This window comes from Cohnella rhizosphaerae (genome assembly GCF_029525575.1).
Classification (GTDB): domain Bacteria; phylum Bacillota; class Bacilli; order Paenibacillales; family Paenibacillaceae; genus Cohnella; species Cohnella rhizosphaerae.
Genome location: NZ_JAPDIA010000002.1, coordinates 222,367 through 236,584, shown reverse-complemented (window position 1 = coordinate 236,584; position 14,218 = coordinate 222,367). Strand labels below are relative to the sequence as shown.

The 14,218-nt window shown below is 59.9% G+C and carries 9 protein-coding genes and 2 pseudogenes; 5 read left to right on the top strand and 6 right to left on the bottom strand.

Going from position 1 to position 14,218, the window contains the following annotated elements:
• Positions 1-44: 44 nt before the first annotated feature.
• Entirely contained in the window at positions 45-818 is a 774-nt protein-coding gene (locus OMP40_RS04655; protein ID WP_277529546.1) for an HRDC domain-containing protein, read from the bottom strand.
• 524 nt (positions 819-1,342) lie between these two features.
• Here OMP40_RS04655 and OMP40_RS04650 point away from each other — a divergent pair.
• The 3 genes and pseudogenes from OMP40_RS04650 (at position 1,343) to OMP40_RS04640 (ending at position 3,125) form a co-directional block, all read left to right on the top strand.
• A pseudogene (locus OMP40_RS04650) lies at positions 1,343-2,466 on the top strand (nitric oxide synthase oxygenase).
• A gap of 13 nt (positions 2,467-2,479) precedes the next feature.
• A pseudogene (locus OMP40_RS04645) lies at positions 2,480-2,777 on the top strand (DUF3055 domain-containing protein).
• Between the two features lie 84 nt (positions 2,778-2,861).
• Complete coding sequence (locus tag OMP40_RS04640; RefSeq protein ID WP_277529543.1) at positions 2,862-3,125, top strand: hypothetical protein; 264 nt, start codon at positions 2,862-2,864, stop codon at positions 3,123-3,125.
• A 70-nt stretch (positions 3,126-3,195) separates the two neighbouring features.
• Here OMP40_RS04640 and OMP40_RS04635 read toward each other — a convergent pair whose 3' ends face one another.
• The 3 genes from OMP40_RS04635 to OMP40_RS04625 are packed head-to-tail and all read right to left on the bottom strand — an operon-like array spanning position 3,196 to position 10,641.
• Positions 3,196-5,781, bottom strand: a complete 2,586-nt coding sequence (locus tag OMP40_RS04635; RefSeq protein WP_277529541.1) for a sugar-binding protein — start codon at positions 5,779-5,781, stop codon at positions 3,196-3,198.
• On the bottom strand, positions 5,699-9,427 hold the full coding sequence (locus tag OMP40_RS04630) for a carbohydrate binding domain-containing protein (RefSeq protein WP_277529539.1): 3,729 nt from the start codon (positions 9,425-9,427) through the stop codon (positions 5,699-5,701). The genes OMP40_RS04635 and OMP40_RS04630 overlap by 83 nt, the downstream gene beginning before the upstream one ends.
• On the bottom strand, positions 9,409-10,641 hold the full coding sequence (locus OMP40_RS04625; RefSeq protein WP_277529536.1) for a carbohydrate binding domain-containing protein: 1,233 nt from the start codon (positions 10,639-10,641) through the stop codon (positions 9,409-9,411). The genes OMP40_RS04630 and OMP40_RS04625 overlap by 19 nt, the downstream gene beginning before the upstream one ends.
• Positions 10,642-10,760: 119 nt before the next feature.
• Between OMP40_RS04625 and OMP40_RS04620 the strand changes: the two genes are divergently transcribed.
• Both OMP40_RS04620 and OMP40_RS04615 read left to right on the top strand, forming a co-directional pair.
• Positions 10,761-11,126 carry a LacI family DNA-binding transcriptional regulator gene (locus OMP40_RS04620; RefSeq protein ID WP_277529534.1) on the top strand — a complete coding sequence of 122 codons (366 nt, stop codon included), beginning with the start codon at positions 10,761-10,763 and terminating at the stop codon, positions 11,124-11,126.
• A gap of 35 nt (positions 11,127-11,161) precedes the next feature.
• Positions 11,162-11,800, top strand: coding sequence for a substrate-binding domain-containing protein (locus OMP40_RS04615; protein WP_277529532.1), 639 nt, complete (start codon positions 11,162-11,164; stop codon positions 11,798-11,800).
• 55 nt (positions 11,801-11,855) lie between these two features.
• Here OMP40_RS04615 and OMP40_RS04610 read toward each other — a convergent pair whose 3' ends face one another.
• Together OMP40_RS04610 and OMP40_RS04605 are read right to left on the bottom strand one after the other, a co-directional pair.
• Positions 11,856-12,851 (bottom strand): 5'-3' exonuclease, encoded by a 996-nt coding sequence (locus OMP40_RS04610; protein ID WP_277529531.1) that lies wholly within the window; start codon positions 12,849-12,851, stop codon positions 11,856-11,858.
• A 95-nt stretch (positions 12,852-12,946) separates the two neighbouring features.
• On the bottom strand, positions 12,947-14,185 hold the full coding sequence (locus OMP40_RS04605; RefSeq protein ID WP_277529529.1) for an aminotransferase class I/II-fold pyridoxal phosphate-dependent enzyme: 1,239 nt from the start codon (positions 14,183-14,185) through the stop codon (positions 12,947-12,949).
• Between the last annotated feature and the right edge of the window lie 33 nt (positions 14,186-14,218).

Below are 14,218 nucleotides of genomic sequence, written 5' to 3'. Positions count from 1 at the left end.
GGCGCTTCAAGCTCGTGAACGCGGGTTTATGGCCGAATTCGACCTTAAATGGCGATCTTCCTGCTTCTACGGAACGTTATGCGAAGCATGCGCAGCTTCTCGTACTGCCGCTCGGTCTCTGCATATTCCGTGCCCGTCTGGGCACCGTACACCCGCTGCTGCAGCGGCTTGAGAAAGCGGTCCCCCAGCTCGTCCATGGCGCCCAGGGCGACCTCCTTCTCCTGCTCCGGCACGGCCGCAAGCTCCTGGTCGATCAGCGGCAGCACGTCGTAGCCTTCCTCGTCGAGCTGCTCGATTCTCGCGATCAGCTCCCTGCGCGCGCACTGCATCCGCTCGGCCAGCTCCGCAAGCGTGCTTCCCTCGCGTATGCCCGCGAGCAGCTTGCGTTTCTCCTGAATGAGCGACAAGCTCTTGCCGTAGCGGTCCTCCCGCTGAGCGAACATCCAGGCAGCGTATTGATCGGCAGTCACCGCCGCAGATACCCAGTCGAGCGGGAACGCATGGCCGCGCTCCGACTTGACCAGCATCGCGACCAGCTCCGCGCCGTACCGCTCCGCCTTCAGCTTGCCGAAGCCGGGAACCTGCTGCAGCTCCGCCTGGCTGTGCGGCAGAAAAACCGCCAACCCGTGGAGTTCGCGATTGGTCGCGATCATGTACGCCGGCCGCTTCTCCTCGGCAGCCTTCGTTCTGCGCCATACCCGAAGCGCTTCGACGACCTCTTCGGATGCCGGCCGGCCGTCGGCGTAGCACTGGAGCAGCGTCTGCAGCTGCGGCTTGCGCTCCCAGAACGGCGTATCCTCCAGCATGCCGTCCAGCATCGGACGGTACCCCTCCTTCATCCTGCCGGCTACGCCGTGACGGAACGACGACAGAAGCTCCTCCCAACTCGTGCCCTCGTACCAGATCGTCCGTTCCGTATCCCCGCTCTCGGCCGTCTCTTGCCACCCCGCGGTCCAATTGCCCTGCTCTTCCCCCGATGAAAACTTGTCCTTCGCGCCCCGCCGGGTAGCCGCTGCCTTGCTCGAGCCGATTCAAAAATACGATCTTCATAGCCTTTGTCCTCCTCGTAATGGTCCGGCATCCGCCGGCGCTGGGATAACAAGCCGTCCAAGGGAGAAAAAAGGCGACAAAAAAGGAAGCACCTCTTCCCGCGCTTGGCGTTGGAGGTGCTTCCTCGTCCGTTCGACCTGTTCTTTTTTTTAGCCTACCAAAAAAAGGGCCGTTTTGGCAAGAGGCCGGGGACGACGATATTCACAGGATCGTCTTTTGCCGGGCTGCTATCGATATGTTAAGGTAAACTCAACATCTTGGCCGCCAAGGCCGCGAATGGGAGCCGACGCCGATGCGCACTACGACCTCAGCCGATACCGGCGTACAATCGCTGCAAAGCGAAGCCGAGCGCTTCCTGCTGCAGTACGCGCAAGAGACAGGGATGGAGGTAACGGCCGCAGCCCTCAGACGCCAGGAAGCGCTGGCGCAGATCGAGGACACGGGCACCTATGCGCATACCCCCCGAAGAGCTGTCGCTCGGCGCAAAGATGGCATGGCGCAATGCGAACCGCTGCATCGGCCGGTTGTTCTGGAACCGGATGCACGTGTTCGACGCGCGCGGAGTTGCTTCGGAGGAAGACGTTTTTGAAGCGCTGCTGCATCATCTGAAGTTCGCCACCAACGGCGGGGAGATCCGCCCCGCGATCACGATCCTGCCGCAGGCGGGAGAGGGCGCCGATCCCTTTCGAATATGGAATCACCAGCTGCTGAGATACGCAGGCTATGAAAAGGCAACAGGCATTGTGGGCGATCCCGCCTCGGTCGGGTTCACCCGCGTCTGCGAGCGGCTGGGCTGGCGCGGCGAAGGCACGCCGTTCGATCTGCTCCCGCTCGTGATTCAGCAAGGCAGCAATCCCCCCGCGGCTGTTCGAGCTCCCGCGGACGCACGCGCTCGAGGTCCCTTTAGCGCATCCGGAGCACGACATCTTTGCGGGCTTTCCCGCCAAATGGTATGCCGTTCCCGTCATCTCCGACATGCTGCTCGAGATCGGGGGCATCCGGTACCCCGCGGCACCCTTCAACGGCTGGTACATGGGCACGGAGATCGGCTCGCGGAACCTGGGCGACGAAGCCCGGTACAACCTGCTGCCGCTCGTTGCGGCCAATCTTGGGCTGGATACCTCTTCGAACGCGACGCTGTGGAAAGATCGGGCGCTGGTCGAACTCAACGCCGCGGTACTCCACTCCTACCGGAGCGCCGGCGTCACGATCGTCGATCATCATACGGCCGCCCAGCAATTCAGCGTTTTCGAGCGCAACGAAGAAAAGGCCGGCAGAGCGGTCACGGGCCGCTGGTCCTGGCTAATCCCGCCGCTGTCCCCTTCCGCGACCTCCGTGTTCCACAAGAGCTATGAGGATCGCATTGTAAGCCCGCAATTCATTCATCAAAATCCGCCTTACGCGCAAACCAACTGAAAGGAGCTCCGAAATGGAATTGACGGACTTCGACTTTCTGTCGGACAGCACGGAACAAACGAGCACGCGTTTCGTCACTTTCGTATCGCCGGGATTGAACCGGTTCGATCTGGCGATCGTGACGACCAACCGTTTTTACGGCAAAAAGCTCGTCATCGACATGCAGTCCGGCCGCAAGCGGCGTGCTCGCCTATGATGATCTTGAGGAAGAGGGCGTCGTCGCGGCCGTATTCCGCATCGATGAAGAAGCGGCAGCCGAGCTGTCGCAATTTTTGGCGCTGGTGCTGGGCGAGGTTCATTTTACGGACTGAAACGGTCTGTAACGCTTCGTCATGCATGAATAGCGCTTGCGCGACGCACAATAGGCCCATCCTTATTAAAAGGAGGGCCTTCCCTTGTCCCGTTTCCTTTCCGAAGAACGCCGCCCTGATACGGATCTGAGCACTGTAGAGTCGGGCCGCAACGATCTGTTCCTCGAGGAATTTCCGGAAGGCCCCTACGGCGCCAGCCTCGTCACGAATTTGAAGCTGGGACGCTCGAAGCCTTGGCGCATCGACCAGGATACGCATTTCGGCTACGAAAACATCGAGCTTCACGAGGACCTGCCTCGCATCTATCCCGGGGAGGATCCGCTGAGCGATACGGACGAAGACCGTTAAAGCAAAACAAAGAACGGTTAGAAAGGGAATCCCCTTTCGCCGCTCTTTATTTTTTATGCCGAGATTCGGATCAAATCACCTTGACTTCTATCGTCTGACTGGCGGCTGCGCCCGCGCCGTTGATGAGCTCGCATCGGTATTGATAAATGCCCGGCGCCCGATCCCGAATGGCGGTCACGGCGGACTGGGCGTTCGGCGTATGATCCGCCAGCGTTTGCGTATCGATAAGCTTCCCGTTTTCGTACAGCTTGTAGGTCGTGCCGTTCGTCCCCCACCACATGTTCATGCCGATATCGAAATTCCCGTCCTGATCCCAGTTGTTATGGCTCAGAACCGGCGCAGCCGGGGAAGCTTGCGTAACCTGAACCGTCAATTCGTCGCTTCGGGTCGTCCCGAACTTATTCGTCAGCTCCGCATAGTAGCGATAGATGCCGTTTTTCTTGCCCGCGACCGGCGTGGCGATGCGCTGCGCATTCGGAGAATTTGCGCTCAACGTACGGGTGTCGATCAGCACATCGTTTTCGTACAGCTTATACGCGGTCCCGTTGTTCCCCCACCACATGTTCATGCCGATCTCGTAGCTGCCGTCCTGAAGTCCGTTATCGTAGCCGTTATTGCTGGAAAGAACCGGTTTGCCAGGCGCCCCCGCAGCCGAATCGGCGGGCGGCTCCGACGCGTCTTTCAGGATCATCGTGCCCCACTTCTCCCTGTTGGCCGAGTTCCCGTCGACGCCATTCCAGTAAAACTGCCGTTCGCGTCCTTTCGGTCCGCCTTCGTCGAAGCCCATGTCATAGCGAATCGCCGTGCCGTCCGACGGGTTTGCGACGCCGATATCGGCGAATTTGATTTTGGCTTGCAACGTGTATCCCAGGCCGTCGTCATTCAGCTTGGCCGCCATCTCGACGGCCGGCTGTTCATCCGCACGGTATCCGGCCCAATAAAAGGCCGTCTGGATGCTGCCGTCCGCGTCGGGGGCCGCCGCCAGCAGTATCTGACTGTCGTTGAACTGCATCGAGCCGCCTTCATTGACATGCTCCGGTCCGAAAAACAGCTCGATCGCATCTCCGGCCCACAAATACGCTTTGGCTGCAGGCACCGTCATCCCTTTGATCACGTTCGGGCTTTGCATCGGCGTCGGATCGTCGATATGCGCGTTCAAGTAGAAAGCTTCATCGTCCCAAGTCAGGCTCATTTGGCCGCCGATCCCTGTTTTCATGACGCCGAGCACGAGGTCGACGTCCGTCAGATTCGCCGTCGCCGCATCGCCCCAGTCCGAGGTAAAATCGCCGATAATCGGCGCATTCGTCGTTTTGGCGACGTGCAGCTCTTTATCCGACGTGCGTTCGACCTGGCTCGGCTTAAACGTATGGTCGTACGGCTGGACGCTGCCCAGCATAACGTCGTAGATTTTGGCGTTCGTAGCGGATACCGATTGCAGAAAATCCTTGTACGGCCGATTGACGACGTTCAATAAACCAATTGCGCCCGCTTCGCCGTTCAGCCCTTCGAACCATCTTCCCGTAGGCGCCTGATCCAGATAAGAAAACCAGTTGGTCCCTACAATGTAACCCGATGCCGCAGCCTGCTCCACATAATTGCTGTACATCATGCCTTTCTCGTGTTCATCCTCCGCCATTCTCGCTGCAAAGGTCAGTCCGGACGTCGGATCGCCGTAGTGAAATTCCGTCATGATAAACGGCTTTCCGCCGGCGAGTTCGTAGAGACGCTCGATCATGCTCAGATTCGGATCGTAGGTGTAGTAGTTGTACGTCAACACATCCATATACTTGCCGGCATTCGCGGCGAGCGCTTCGCGCAGCTTGCTGTCGTTCATCACGCCGGCCAGCCAGCGGTCTCCCATCGCCAGATGGTTCGGATCGTACTTTTTGGTATAGTAGGCCACCTGCTTATACAGCTCATCCAGATACAAGCCGGTGAAGCGGTCCATATCCGCCGCGGCCGGTCCGGTTTTGACGGTAAAAGACAGACGCTTGAGCGCTTCGAAGCTGGCTGCGTTCATCGCCCAGGCTGCATTGAATTGTTCGATCGTGCCGTATTGTTCCTCCAGCATGTCGACCAATTTTACTTTGCTGCCGGTCGCCGCGCTTGCCGCCGGTACGGCGCTTCTCAGCTTGTTGTAGGGCAGCTCGTTGCCGAACATATATCCGATCAGCAAATGATCGTCCCGATTGGCGGACAGCGCTTGAAATCCGGCATCCATTTGCGCCGCCATATCCGGATGGAAGATATCGAATAGTCCGCTGTCTCCGATTTTCAGATTCGGCATGGGCAGCCAAGCGACATATGGCATGCCGCTGGCTTTGGACCAGGCGCCGAGACCGTTGAATCCGAGCGATTTCACGAATTCGACGCTACGCTCGGAATAGTCGGCCTGTTTAAATGGTTGACCTGTTTGACGGATCAGATTTGCCACATAAAAGGAGAAATTGCCGTTCCCGTCATAAGCGGTTTGGAACTGGCCGGTTTTGGCCGGCAGCCATTCATATACATTTTCCCGTCCCGCAACGACGGTAAAAGTCTCATCCACGTAACCCGTTCCGTTGACGGCTAGGTTAAAGTACAGATTGCCGAGCGGATCGACCATGACCGATTTGCCGTTCAGCTTTTCCGTGTGAAAATAACCGGTCTTCGACAACTGGTAGTCGGCCCGGCTCCCCCGAAAGCCCTCCGTATTCGTCCCGGTCCGAAGGCGCGGACAGCCCTTCGCGGAACGACTCGTCAGCGATCGCCGCCTGTTCGAACTCGGATTCGCCGTGCACCTTTCCCGTAAATTCGGCGCCGCGGATCTGCCCGTATGCATCCACCAGAACCTCGTCCGCATTCACATAGGAGAACGTCCTGACGATGCTTTTGCGCTTGCCGTCCTTTTCCGTCCAGGCGGCGATCGAACCCGAGTGCGCCATCGCAATCGGACCTATGTAGCGCATCTTGTCCGGGCTGCTCGCGAACCGATAATAAATCGTCCCGTCCGCTTCCGCTGTCGCTAGGGTGACGGACTGCCCCGCGGTTATCTCTCCCGCCCCCGGGTTCGCCGTCACCGGCGCGGCGGTGACGTTCAGCGCCACCTCCGACAGCTGCCCGCCGCTCCGATCCGGCAGCGTAACCCTGATTAGCGTCTTGCCCTCGGGAATATCGTAGCTTCCGTACACGGTCAGCGGCATGTCGGCCTTGGCCGCGTTGGGATACCGGTCCTTGGTCAGCGCAAGCGCCTCGAAGCCGTTCCCGTCTGAGACGGAAGCAGTCACGCTTGCGCCATCCGCACCCGCCGGCTCATACATCGCGACGGATATCGAGCGGATGCCCGCTGGCAGCTCATAAACCAGGTAGCCTTCGCCGTCCGTTTGTCTAACGGCTCTTGCCGGGTCTTCGCCGTACCAGCCTGCATTCGTGCCGTCGATCGTCAGGTTGCCGGTCTCCTTGGCCTTCGACAGATTATCGAGGCCGTCCAGCAGTCCCTGATCGAACGCTACCTCGGAAGCGTCTGTCACCGAGAACGTGCCGTTCTCCAGCCAGCCTGCCTGCCCCAGCTCAAAATCGCTGTTGGGCAGCAGATTGTTTTGCCCGCTTGCATAGAGAAGCAGATCGTCCACATATAGCGCATTGTTTGTTCCGTCGGAGAAAAGCTTCAACGAATAGCTCGACGATTCAGCAGGCGTGACCGTAAAGGCGTACTCCCGCCACTCCCCGGCGGCCGAGAAGGGCTCGTCGGCAATCAGTTGGCCGTTCTGCCCGTTTTGCAGCCGCACCTTCAAGTCTCCCGTCCCTTTCAACCAAAGCTTGAACGTATACGCGACCCCGGCCTTCAGCTTCAACTGCGCGTCAAGCGTCGTCTCCTGATCCTGCGCCGCCGCCGACGAGGCGACCTTCATCGCCCACTTGCCGCTGTGCGCATCGGAGCCGCCCGTATTTTGCGAGAAATCGGTCATGACGAAATAATTGGCCGGATGCCACCACTTGACGCCGCCATCTTCAAAATTGTCGTCGATGACCGCGACGCCATCTTCCGTCCCTGCCAGCTTCACGTCGTCGATATAAATCCGGCCCATACTGCCGCTTGTGTCCCGATCGCCAAGCTTGATGTTGTAGGCGCCCGTCGCAGCGGGCGTATAAGTCGCAGCTACGTACTGCCACTGCCCGGTCGCCTGGAACGGCTTCACCAGCACCTCCGCCCAGTTCGACGTATTCTGGATGACCAGCGCCATTTTTCCCGAGCCCTTGATCCACGCCCCGAACGTGTAGCTCTTGCCTGCCGTCAACGTCGGCTTTGTATTATAGCTCGATCCGTTCGTATCGCCCGTCCCTTTGACATTGGCGGCCAGCGCCCATGTCCCGCTATGCGAGTAAGAGGTTCGCGAAGGCACGCTTACCGAATCGTTGACATCCGTAATATCGCTCGCATCTCCGGGCACATACGCGCCCGTCGCGCCAAGCAGCAGGAGATAGTCGATCTTCAGGCTTCCGTAGTTATTCAGTTCGTCGCTCGGATTGATCTGCAGCTTCACTGTCGCCCCCGCCGGAATTTGTACGTCGTTCAGGACGACATAGCCGTAGCTGTTCGACCAAGAGCGACCGTGCTGCGGAAACGGGATGTTGGGCTTAACCAGAACGCCGTTGACATAGAGCGAGGCTTTCTGATCGCTTTCCCAGCCCTGATAGACGATCGCCAGTCCGCCGTCCGCCTTGTTGACGTTAGTAAAGGTGAGCGCATTGACCGATTTGTACATGACGGCGAATTCGCCGCCGGAAGCCCACGGATCGCCATGGTAGCGGTTCGCGCTTCCCGTCAGGATGCCATCTTCTCCTTCGACCTTGACATATTGCGCGCCAATACCCGGTATATCGGCAGGTTCGATCGCAGGCGACGTGTCGGGCGCGCCGTTCGGGTCCCAGAGTTCGCTAAACTTCGCGGATGCCAGCGGGAACGCCACCGTATCGTAAAGATCGTGATCCCCGTCGTCCGCCGAAACGTTGAAGTAAACGTGCCATGCGACATTATTGTTTTCGATCCACTCATGCATTTTCTCGATGAAATACGGATTGTCGGCGCCGCCCATACCGTCCGCTCTAGCAGCCAGACCCCATTCGCAGATCGCCAGCGGAACGCCTTGATCCTCGGCGAACTGCGCGATCATGTTCAGCCCCCAATTGCCGTCGTTGACCTCCGCATTCCAGGCAATCTGTTGTCTGCGTAGCCGCTCTGCAGGATCGGCGTTCTGATAAGCAGATCCGTAGATCGATGTACCGTTATTTTGTGCCCAGGACTGATCGTAATGGTCGATCCCGACGAAGTCCGCATAGTCTCTGCCCGGGAAAGCGGCTTCCAGATCGACGCCCCAGACGGAGGTGGAAGGGTTCCACACGAACTTGAACGCCTGGCCTTCGATGCTTCGAAGGGTCGTGACGAACTGACGGAAGGCCTCCGCGAAATCCTGCGCCTTCTGCAAATGATTCGGATCGTTGGCATTGCCGATCGACCAGATATACCAGCCGCCGTTAAACTCATGACCGAAGCGGATGGTGGCTTTTGCCATGCCGTTTGCGATCAGATTTTCGCCCAGGGCTCTGTAGTGGTCGTTGTATGCGCCGCTTGCCGCTTCAGCCAGGCTCCCGCCGGACTTCGGGAACGGATAGGCCGCCCAAAGCATCTTGCCGGCGTACGGCGAATCCTTCCATGGCGCCAGACGGACCCCGCCCTCCAGATCGGACCATGTATTCTGCTCCAGAAAATCCTCCGCCAAATACGGGGATCTGCCGATCCAATCGCCGAAGTCCGTCACGCCTTCCGGATTGCGGTCCCAGACATAGACGCCAAGGTTGTCGATCCCTTCGTATTGCTGGGCGGGCGGATTGTCCGAGCGGTTCGGATAACGCGTGAAGACCGTTCCTTTGTCGCCTCCCCAAAACTTAAGCTGCTCCTCGAAGCCGCCATTGAGCAGCAGATTCGTTTCTCCTGTCATTCCGAAAAACACGTCGTCCACATACATCGTCCCCGCGGCCTCCGCTTCAGGCAGGGCGCTGCCCGCGCTATCCGAGATCGTGAATACGACGGTTCCCGAAAACGTGCCGGAATTAAAGGAAGCCGATACGTAAGTCCATGTATTCGTCGCTTTGGGCCGGATAAACTGCAGATTCTCGCCGCTGTTCGTTGCCGTCTTGATCGTGACGGCGCCGCTGCCCTTGATCCACGCGCCAAACGTGTAATCGGTGTTCGGGACAATGCCGCCGACCTGCTGCGTGACCGTTTTCCAGCCCGACTTCTTCCCTAGCGTAACGGCCTGCATCGACCGGTTGCCGCTATGAATATTGTCCGGATTGTCCGGATCCGTCGTCGGGGTCGGCGAAGGCGTCGGGCTCGCGGTTGGCGTTGGCGTTGGCGTTGGCGTTGCCGTCGCGGTCGGGGTCGCGGTCCCGGTTGGCGTAGGCGTCGGATTGCCCGGTCCGTTTTCAGCGACCCCCCTCCATCACGGAGAAGACGGCCGGCGAGCCGGTGTTTGCCACCGTCCAGCCCGTCAGACCCGACTCGAAGCCGGGATTTTGCGCCAGGTTGGCCGCCGTTCCTTTCACGCCGAAAAAAAAGATCGTCCATATACATCGTCCCGGCAGCCTGCGCCTGCGTAATTCCCGAGCCCGAGGCCGCCGCGCTGTCGTAAACGGACAAATACAGATTGTCATTCGAGGTGGCCGTGTAGTCCGCCGTCCAGTAGGTCCAATCTCCCGTCGCCAGCTGTCTTACGAATTTGACCGCGGTCGACGAGCCGGAGCCCTTGGAGATTTTGAAGGTAGCCGCACCGCTGCCCTTCACCCACACTCCCATCTCGTACACATTGCCCGACACGATCCCGCCGATCTGCTGCGTCAGATAGGCCCAATTCGATGCCTGGCCGAGCAGGTTCGCCTGAAGCGCGTATTTCCCCGAATATACGGTCGTGTCGACAGGCGGCTCTGCCGGCGAATCGGCCTCCTCCACCACGGCAAACACGTTTTTAACGTATTTGTTCCATCCGCCCAAGCCGTCTTCGAAGCCGCCATTCTGAAGCAAATTCGGGCCGGACGCGGCCAGTCCGAAGTAGGCGTCGTTCAAGTACATCTGGCCGGCCGTCTCGCTTTGCGGAAAAGCGGTTGCCGCGCTGTCGACGATCGAGAACGTGACCGTTCCGGACTTGGCGCCCGAATTAAAGGAAACGCTCTCATAAGTCCAGTCCGTAGAGGCGGCTGCGCGCTTGTAAGCAAGCGTCGTTCCGTTCGCGGAAGCTTTGATCGTGACGATGCCGCTGCCTTTGATCCACACGCCGAACGAGTAATCGGTATTCGTCGTAATCCCTGTGACGGGCTGCTCGACATATGCCCAATCCGAGGCGTCTCCCTTCAGCGCTGCGGACAGGACGTGCGTGACCGCTGCTTCTGCCCCAGCCGTACGAACCGGCAGCAGCGATATAAGGAGCAGCACCGCGCACAGCGCGGCGATTGCCCGTTTGCTTTGTCGATAAGCATGCATCTTTATCCCAACTTTCTCTCCGGAATCAAATGAACGACTTCATTTTAGGAAAGAAAGCGCTTAATAGATAGTTTCATTTTTGTTACAATAATCGTTGCGTGCAATAGGGAGGCGAGGCTTTGGCGAGAAAAAAACAGATCACCTTGCAGACGATCGCCGATGATCTCGGCCTTACCGTCCATACGGTGTCGAAGGCGCTGCGCGGGTTGCCCGGCATGTCCGAGACGACCCGGAGACTCGTCGCGAGTCGCGCCAAGGCGCTTGGTTACCGGACCAAAGATCAGGAGGTAGGCATGTCCGCCGAGCGGATTCCATGGGGATATACCAGGTACCGCCGCTTTGCCATGCTCGTCATCGGCGATACGCGGTTTCATCGCCTGCAATTGGAAGGCGTAAGGATTCGGTTGAACGAGCTGGGGCACTCCCTTTTCCCCTCTCCGTCCCTCCTGCGATTACGCAAGGGGCCAAGCTCGAGGCATGGCTGAACGATCACGAGCTTTTTTTCGCGGACGGACTGTTTATGACCGCTGCCATTCCGGAATGGATGGAAAACGACCTGCTCAAACTGCCCCTGCCGAAGGTACTGCTCAATTACCCGCCGGATCTGGCGGAAGTCGACAGCGTGATTTGGGATGTCGAATATGCCGTTCAACGGTCGATGGAAGAGCTCTATCGTCATGGGCACCGTAAAATTTTGTATGCGGTGGATATAGCGCCGATCAGAGGATTTCACCTGCGCTGGAAAGCTTTTGTCACTGCGGCGCATAGATTGGGGCTCCACGAACTGGCGGACCCTTCCTTGCATATGACCGAACAGGCCACCGATCGGAATGCCTGGTTGGACCGGCTGTGCGAAAAGGTCGCAAGCGGACGCTTCACGGCCGTCATCAGCGCCGTTCCGTATATGGCCGAATGGATTGCCGCGGCCGCGGCCAGGCTTAACTTAACCATCCCTCGCGATCTTTCCGTCGTGGGCATGGAAAACGAAGAAAGCGCCGATTTCCCGAATATGTCGCGGCCGCTCCTGCTTGTGCGCGAAGCCGGCGAGCGTGCCGCGGAGCTGATGCTCCGCAGAATCGCAAACCCCGTGTTGCCTTACGAGCATGTCAGGCTGCGAGGTTCCTTTCACTCGGGAAGCACCATTCAGAATCTGAACTAAAGCTGCTGAAAAAAATAAAAACGCCGGAACGTTTCTCCCGGCGATTCGTGTTTCCCTATACGAGCTTTGCGTCCGCTTCGGCGAATGTCAGCTCCGCCTGCAAAACTTCCGGCTCCGCGAACGGATCCTCCGCCTCGGAGGCTGCCGGCACGAGCTCTGCTCCCGCCGCGGCCTCGGCCAAGCCGAGCAGCCTCGCAAGCCCGCCGAACTCCAGCTCCGCAAACTTGCGGGCGGCCGCTTCATGCCTGATCGCCCAGATGCATTGCTCGAGCGAACAGGCGACAGGCGCATCCAGTTTGATCGTAGCCAGCTCGCGGGACAAATGCAGCAGGTCGAGATTCGCTTCGATCTTCGCGCGAACGCCTTTGGCTAACTTTTCGAGATTGTCGAGCACGCCTTCGACGGAGCCGTATTCTTGAAGCAGCTTCTGCGCCGTCTTCTCGCCGATTCCGGGCACGCCCGGATAGTTGTCGCTCGTATCTCCCATGAACGCCTTCAGATCGATGATCTGCGCCGGCGTCAGACCCCGATCCGACATCAGCGTCTCCAGGTCGTATACGGCATAATTCAGCTTGCCTTTTTTCATGATGACGACCTTCACGCGGTCCGAGACGAGCTGCAGCAGGTCATGATCCCCGGTCAGCACGTACACCTCGGCGTCCGCGCTGAGCGCCGCGGCGAGCGTGCCGATGCAGTCGTCCGCCTCGAAGCCGCGCATGCCCACGTTCGGCACGCCCATCTCCGCGACGACCTCCTTGACCAGGTCGAACTGCGGAATGAGCTCGAGCGGCGGCTCCGGACGGTTGCCCTTGTAGGCGCTGAACTGCTCCGTCCTGAACGTCGAGCTTCCCATGTCCCAGCAGCAGACGACATGCGTCGGCCGGAACGTCTTGACCGCGTCGAAAAAATATTGGATGAAGCCGTGTACCGCGTTGGTCGGCAGTCCGGCCTTCGTCTTGCGGATATATCCGCTATAAGCGGTCGCGAAATAAGCTCTGAATAAAATCGCCATGCCGTCGACCAGCAGCACTCTTTGCCCGTTGAAGCTCATCCTTCGATCCCCCCCGCGCTATAAACTATCGTTCTATTATAGCATACCGCGCGGATTCGGCTCGGTCGTTGAACGATCCAACCGGCACGGCCGGATTAGCGGGATTCGGCTTCGGCTTCGGCTTCGGCTTCGGCTTCGGCTTCGGCTTCGGACGGAACGTGCTCCCGCAAAAAACGCCCGATGCGTCCGGCCGCCTCGCGCAGCCGCTCCTCCGGCTCGACGAGCGCGAAGCGCACGTAGCCCTCGCCCAGCGCGCCGAACGCGTCGCCGGGGATGACCGCGACGCCGGCATGCGCGAGCATCGCCTTCGCGAGCGCGCGCGAGCGCCAGCCTGCCGGCACGGGCGCCCAGGCGAACATCGAGCCGCGCGGCGCCGGAATCGGCCAGCCCGCCTCGGCCATCGCCGAGACGAAGGCGTCCCGGCGACGCTCGTATTCGGGCGCGACGGGGTCCGGCGCGTTCATATCCAACTCGAGCGCTTCGACGGCCGCTTCCTGCACGGCGAGAAATACGCCGAAGTCGATATTGTTCTTCAACGCCCGAAGGCTGTCCAGCGCCTCGGGATTGCCGACCGCGAAGCCGATGCGCGCGCCCGCCAGATGAAACGACTTGGAGAGCGAGTGAAATTCGATCGCGATGTCCTTGGCTCCCGGCACCTCCAGCACGCTCGGCGGCTTGAAGCCGTCGTACGCCATCTCGCTGTAGGCGTTGTCGTGCACGAGCAGCACGCCGCGGCGTCTCGCGACGGCGACCGCCTGCTCGAAAAACGACAGGTCCGCGACCGCTGCCGTCGGATTGCTCGGATAGCTGAGGAGCATGAACTTCACCTTCGCCCAGACTTCGTCAGGGACGGCGTCGAAGTCGGGCAGGTAGCCGCGCTCCGCCGTCAGCGGCAGCGGCACGGTCTCCACCCCGGCCACGGCCAGGCCGGCCTGATAGACGGGATAGCCCGGGTCGGGCAGCAGCGCCGCATCCCCGGGATTCGTCACGGCCAGCGCCAGATGGGCGAGACCGTCCTGCGTCCCCATGAGCGAGAGTACCTCCCGCTCAGGATCAAGCGCGACGCGGAACCGGTGCTTGAACCACGCCGCGACCTTGATGCGAAAAGCGGAGCTGCCGTCCGTACCCGGATAGCGGTACAGCTCGGGCCGCAGGCTTGCCGCCGCCAGCCGCTCGCGTATCCCCAGCGCCGGAGGTCTGTCCGGGCTGCCGATATCGAGCTGAATGACGTCCAGCCCCGCCAAGCGGGCCGCGGCCTTCCAGCCGGCCACCTCCGAAAATATAGCCGAACCCAAGCGATCCAGTCGATCCGCTCTCCATGCTTGCCCATTCATCGCCTGCAGCTTCCTTCCTATTCGCGCGCACGA

Coding starts and splice junctions, on each gene's coding strand:
- OMP40_RS04655 (WP_277529546.1), bottom strand. CDS start 818: ATGCTGGACGGCATGCTGGAGGATACGCCGTTCTGGGAGCGCAAGCCG.
- OMP40_RS04630 (WP_277529539.1), bottom strand. CDS start 9,427: ATGCAGGCCGTTACGCTAGGGAAGAAGTCGGGCTGGAAAACGGTCACG.
- OMP40_RS04625 (WP_277529536.1), bottom strand. CDS start 10,641: ATGCATGCTTATCGACAAAGCAAACGGGCAATCGCCGCGCTGTGCGCG.
- OMP40_RS04615 (WP_277529532.1), top strand. CDS start 11,162: ATGACCGCTGCCATTCCGGAATGGATGGAAAACGACCTGCTCAAACTG.
- OMP40_RS04610 (WP_277529531.1), bottom strand. CDS start 12,851: ATGAGCTTCAACGGGCAAAGAGTGCTGCTGGTCGACGGCATGGCGATT.
- OMP40_RS04605 (WP_277529529.1), bottom strand. CDS start 14,185: ATGAATGGGCAAGCATGGAGAGCGGATCGACTGGATCGCTTGGGTTCG.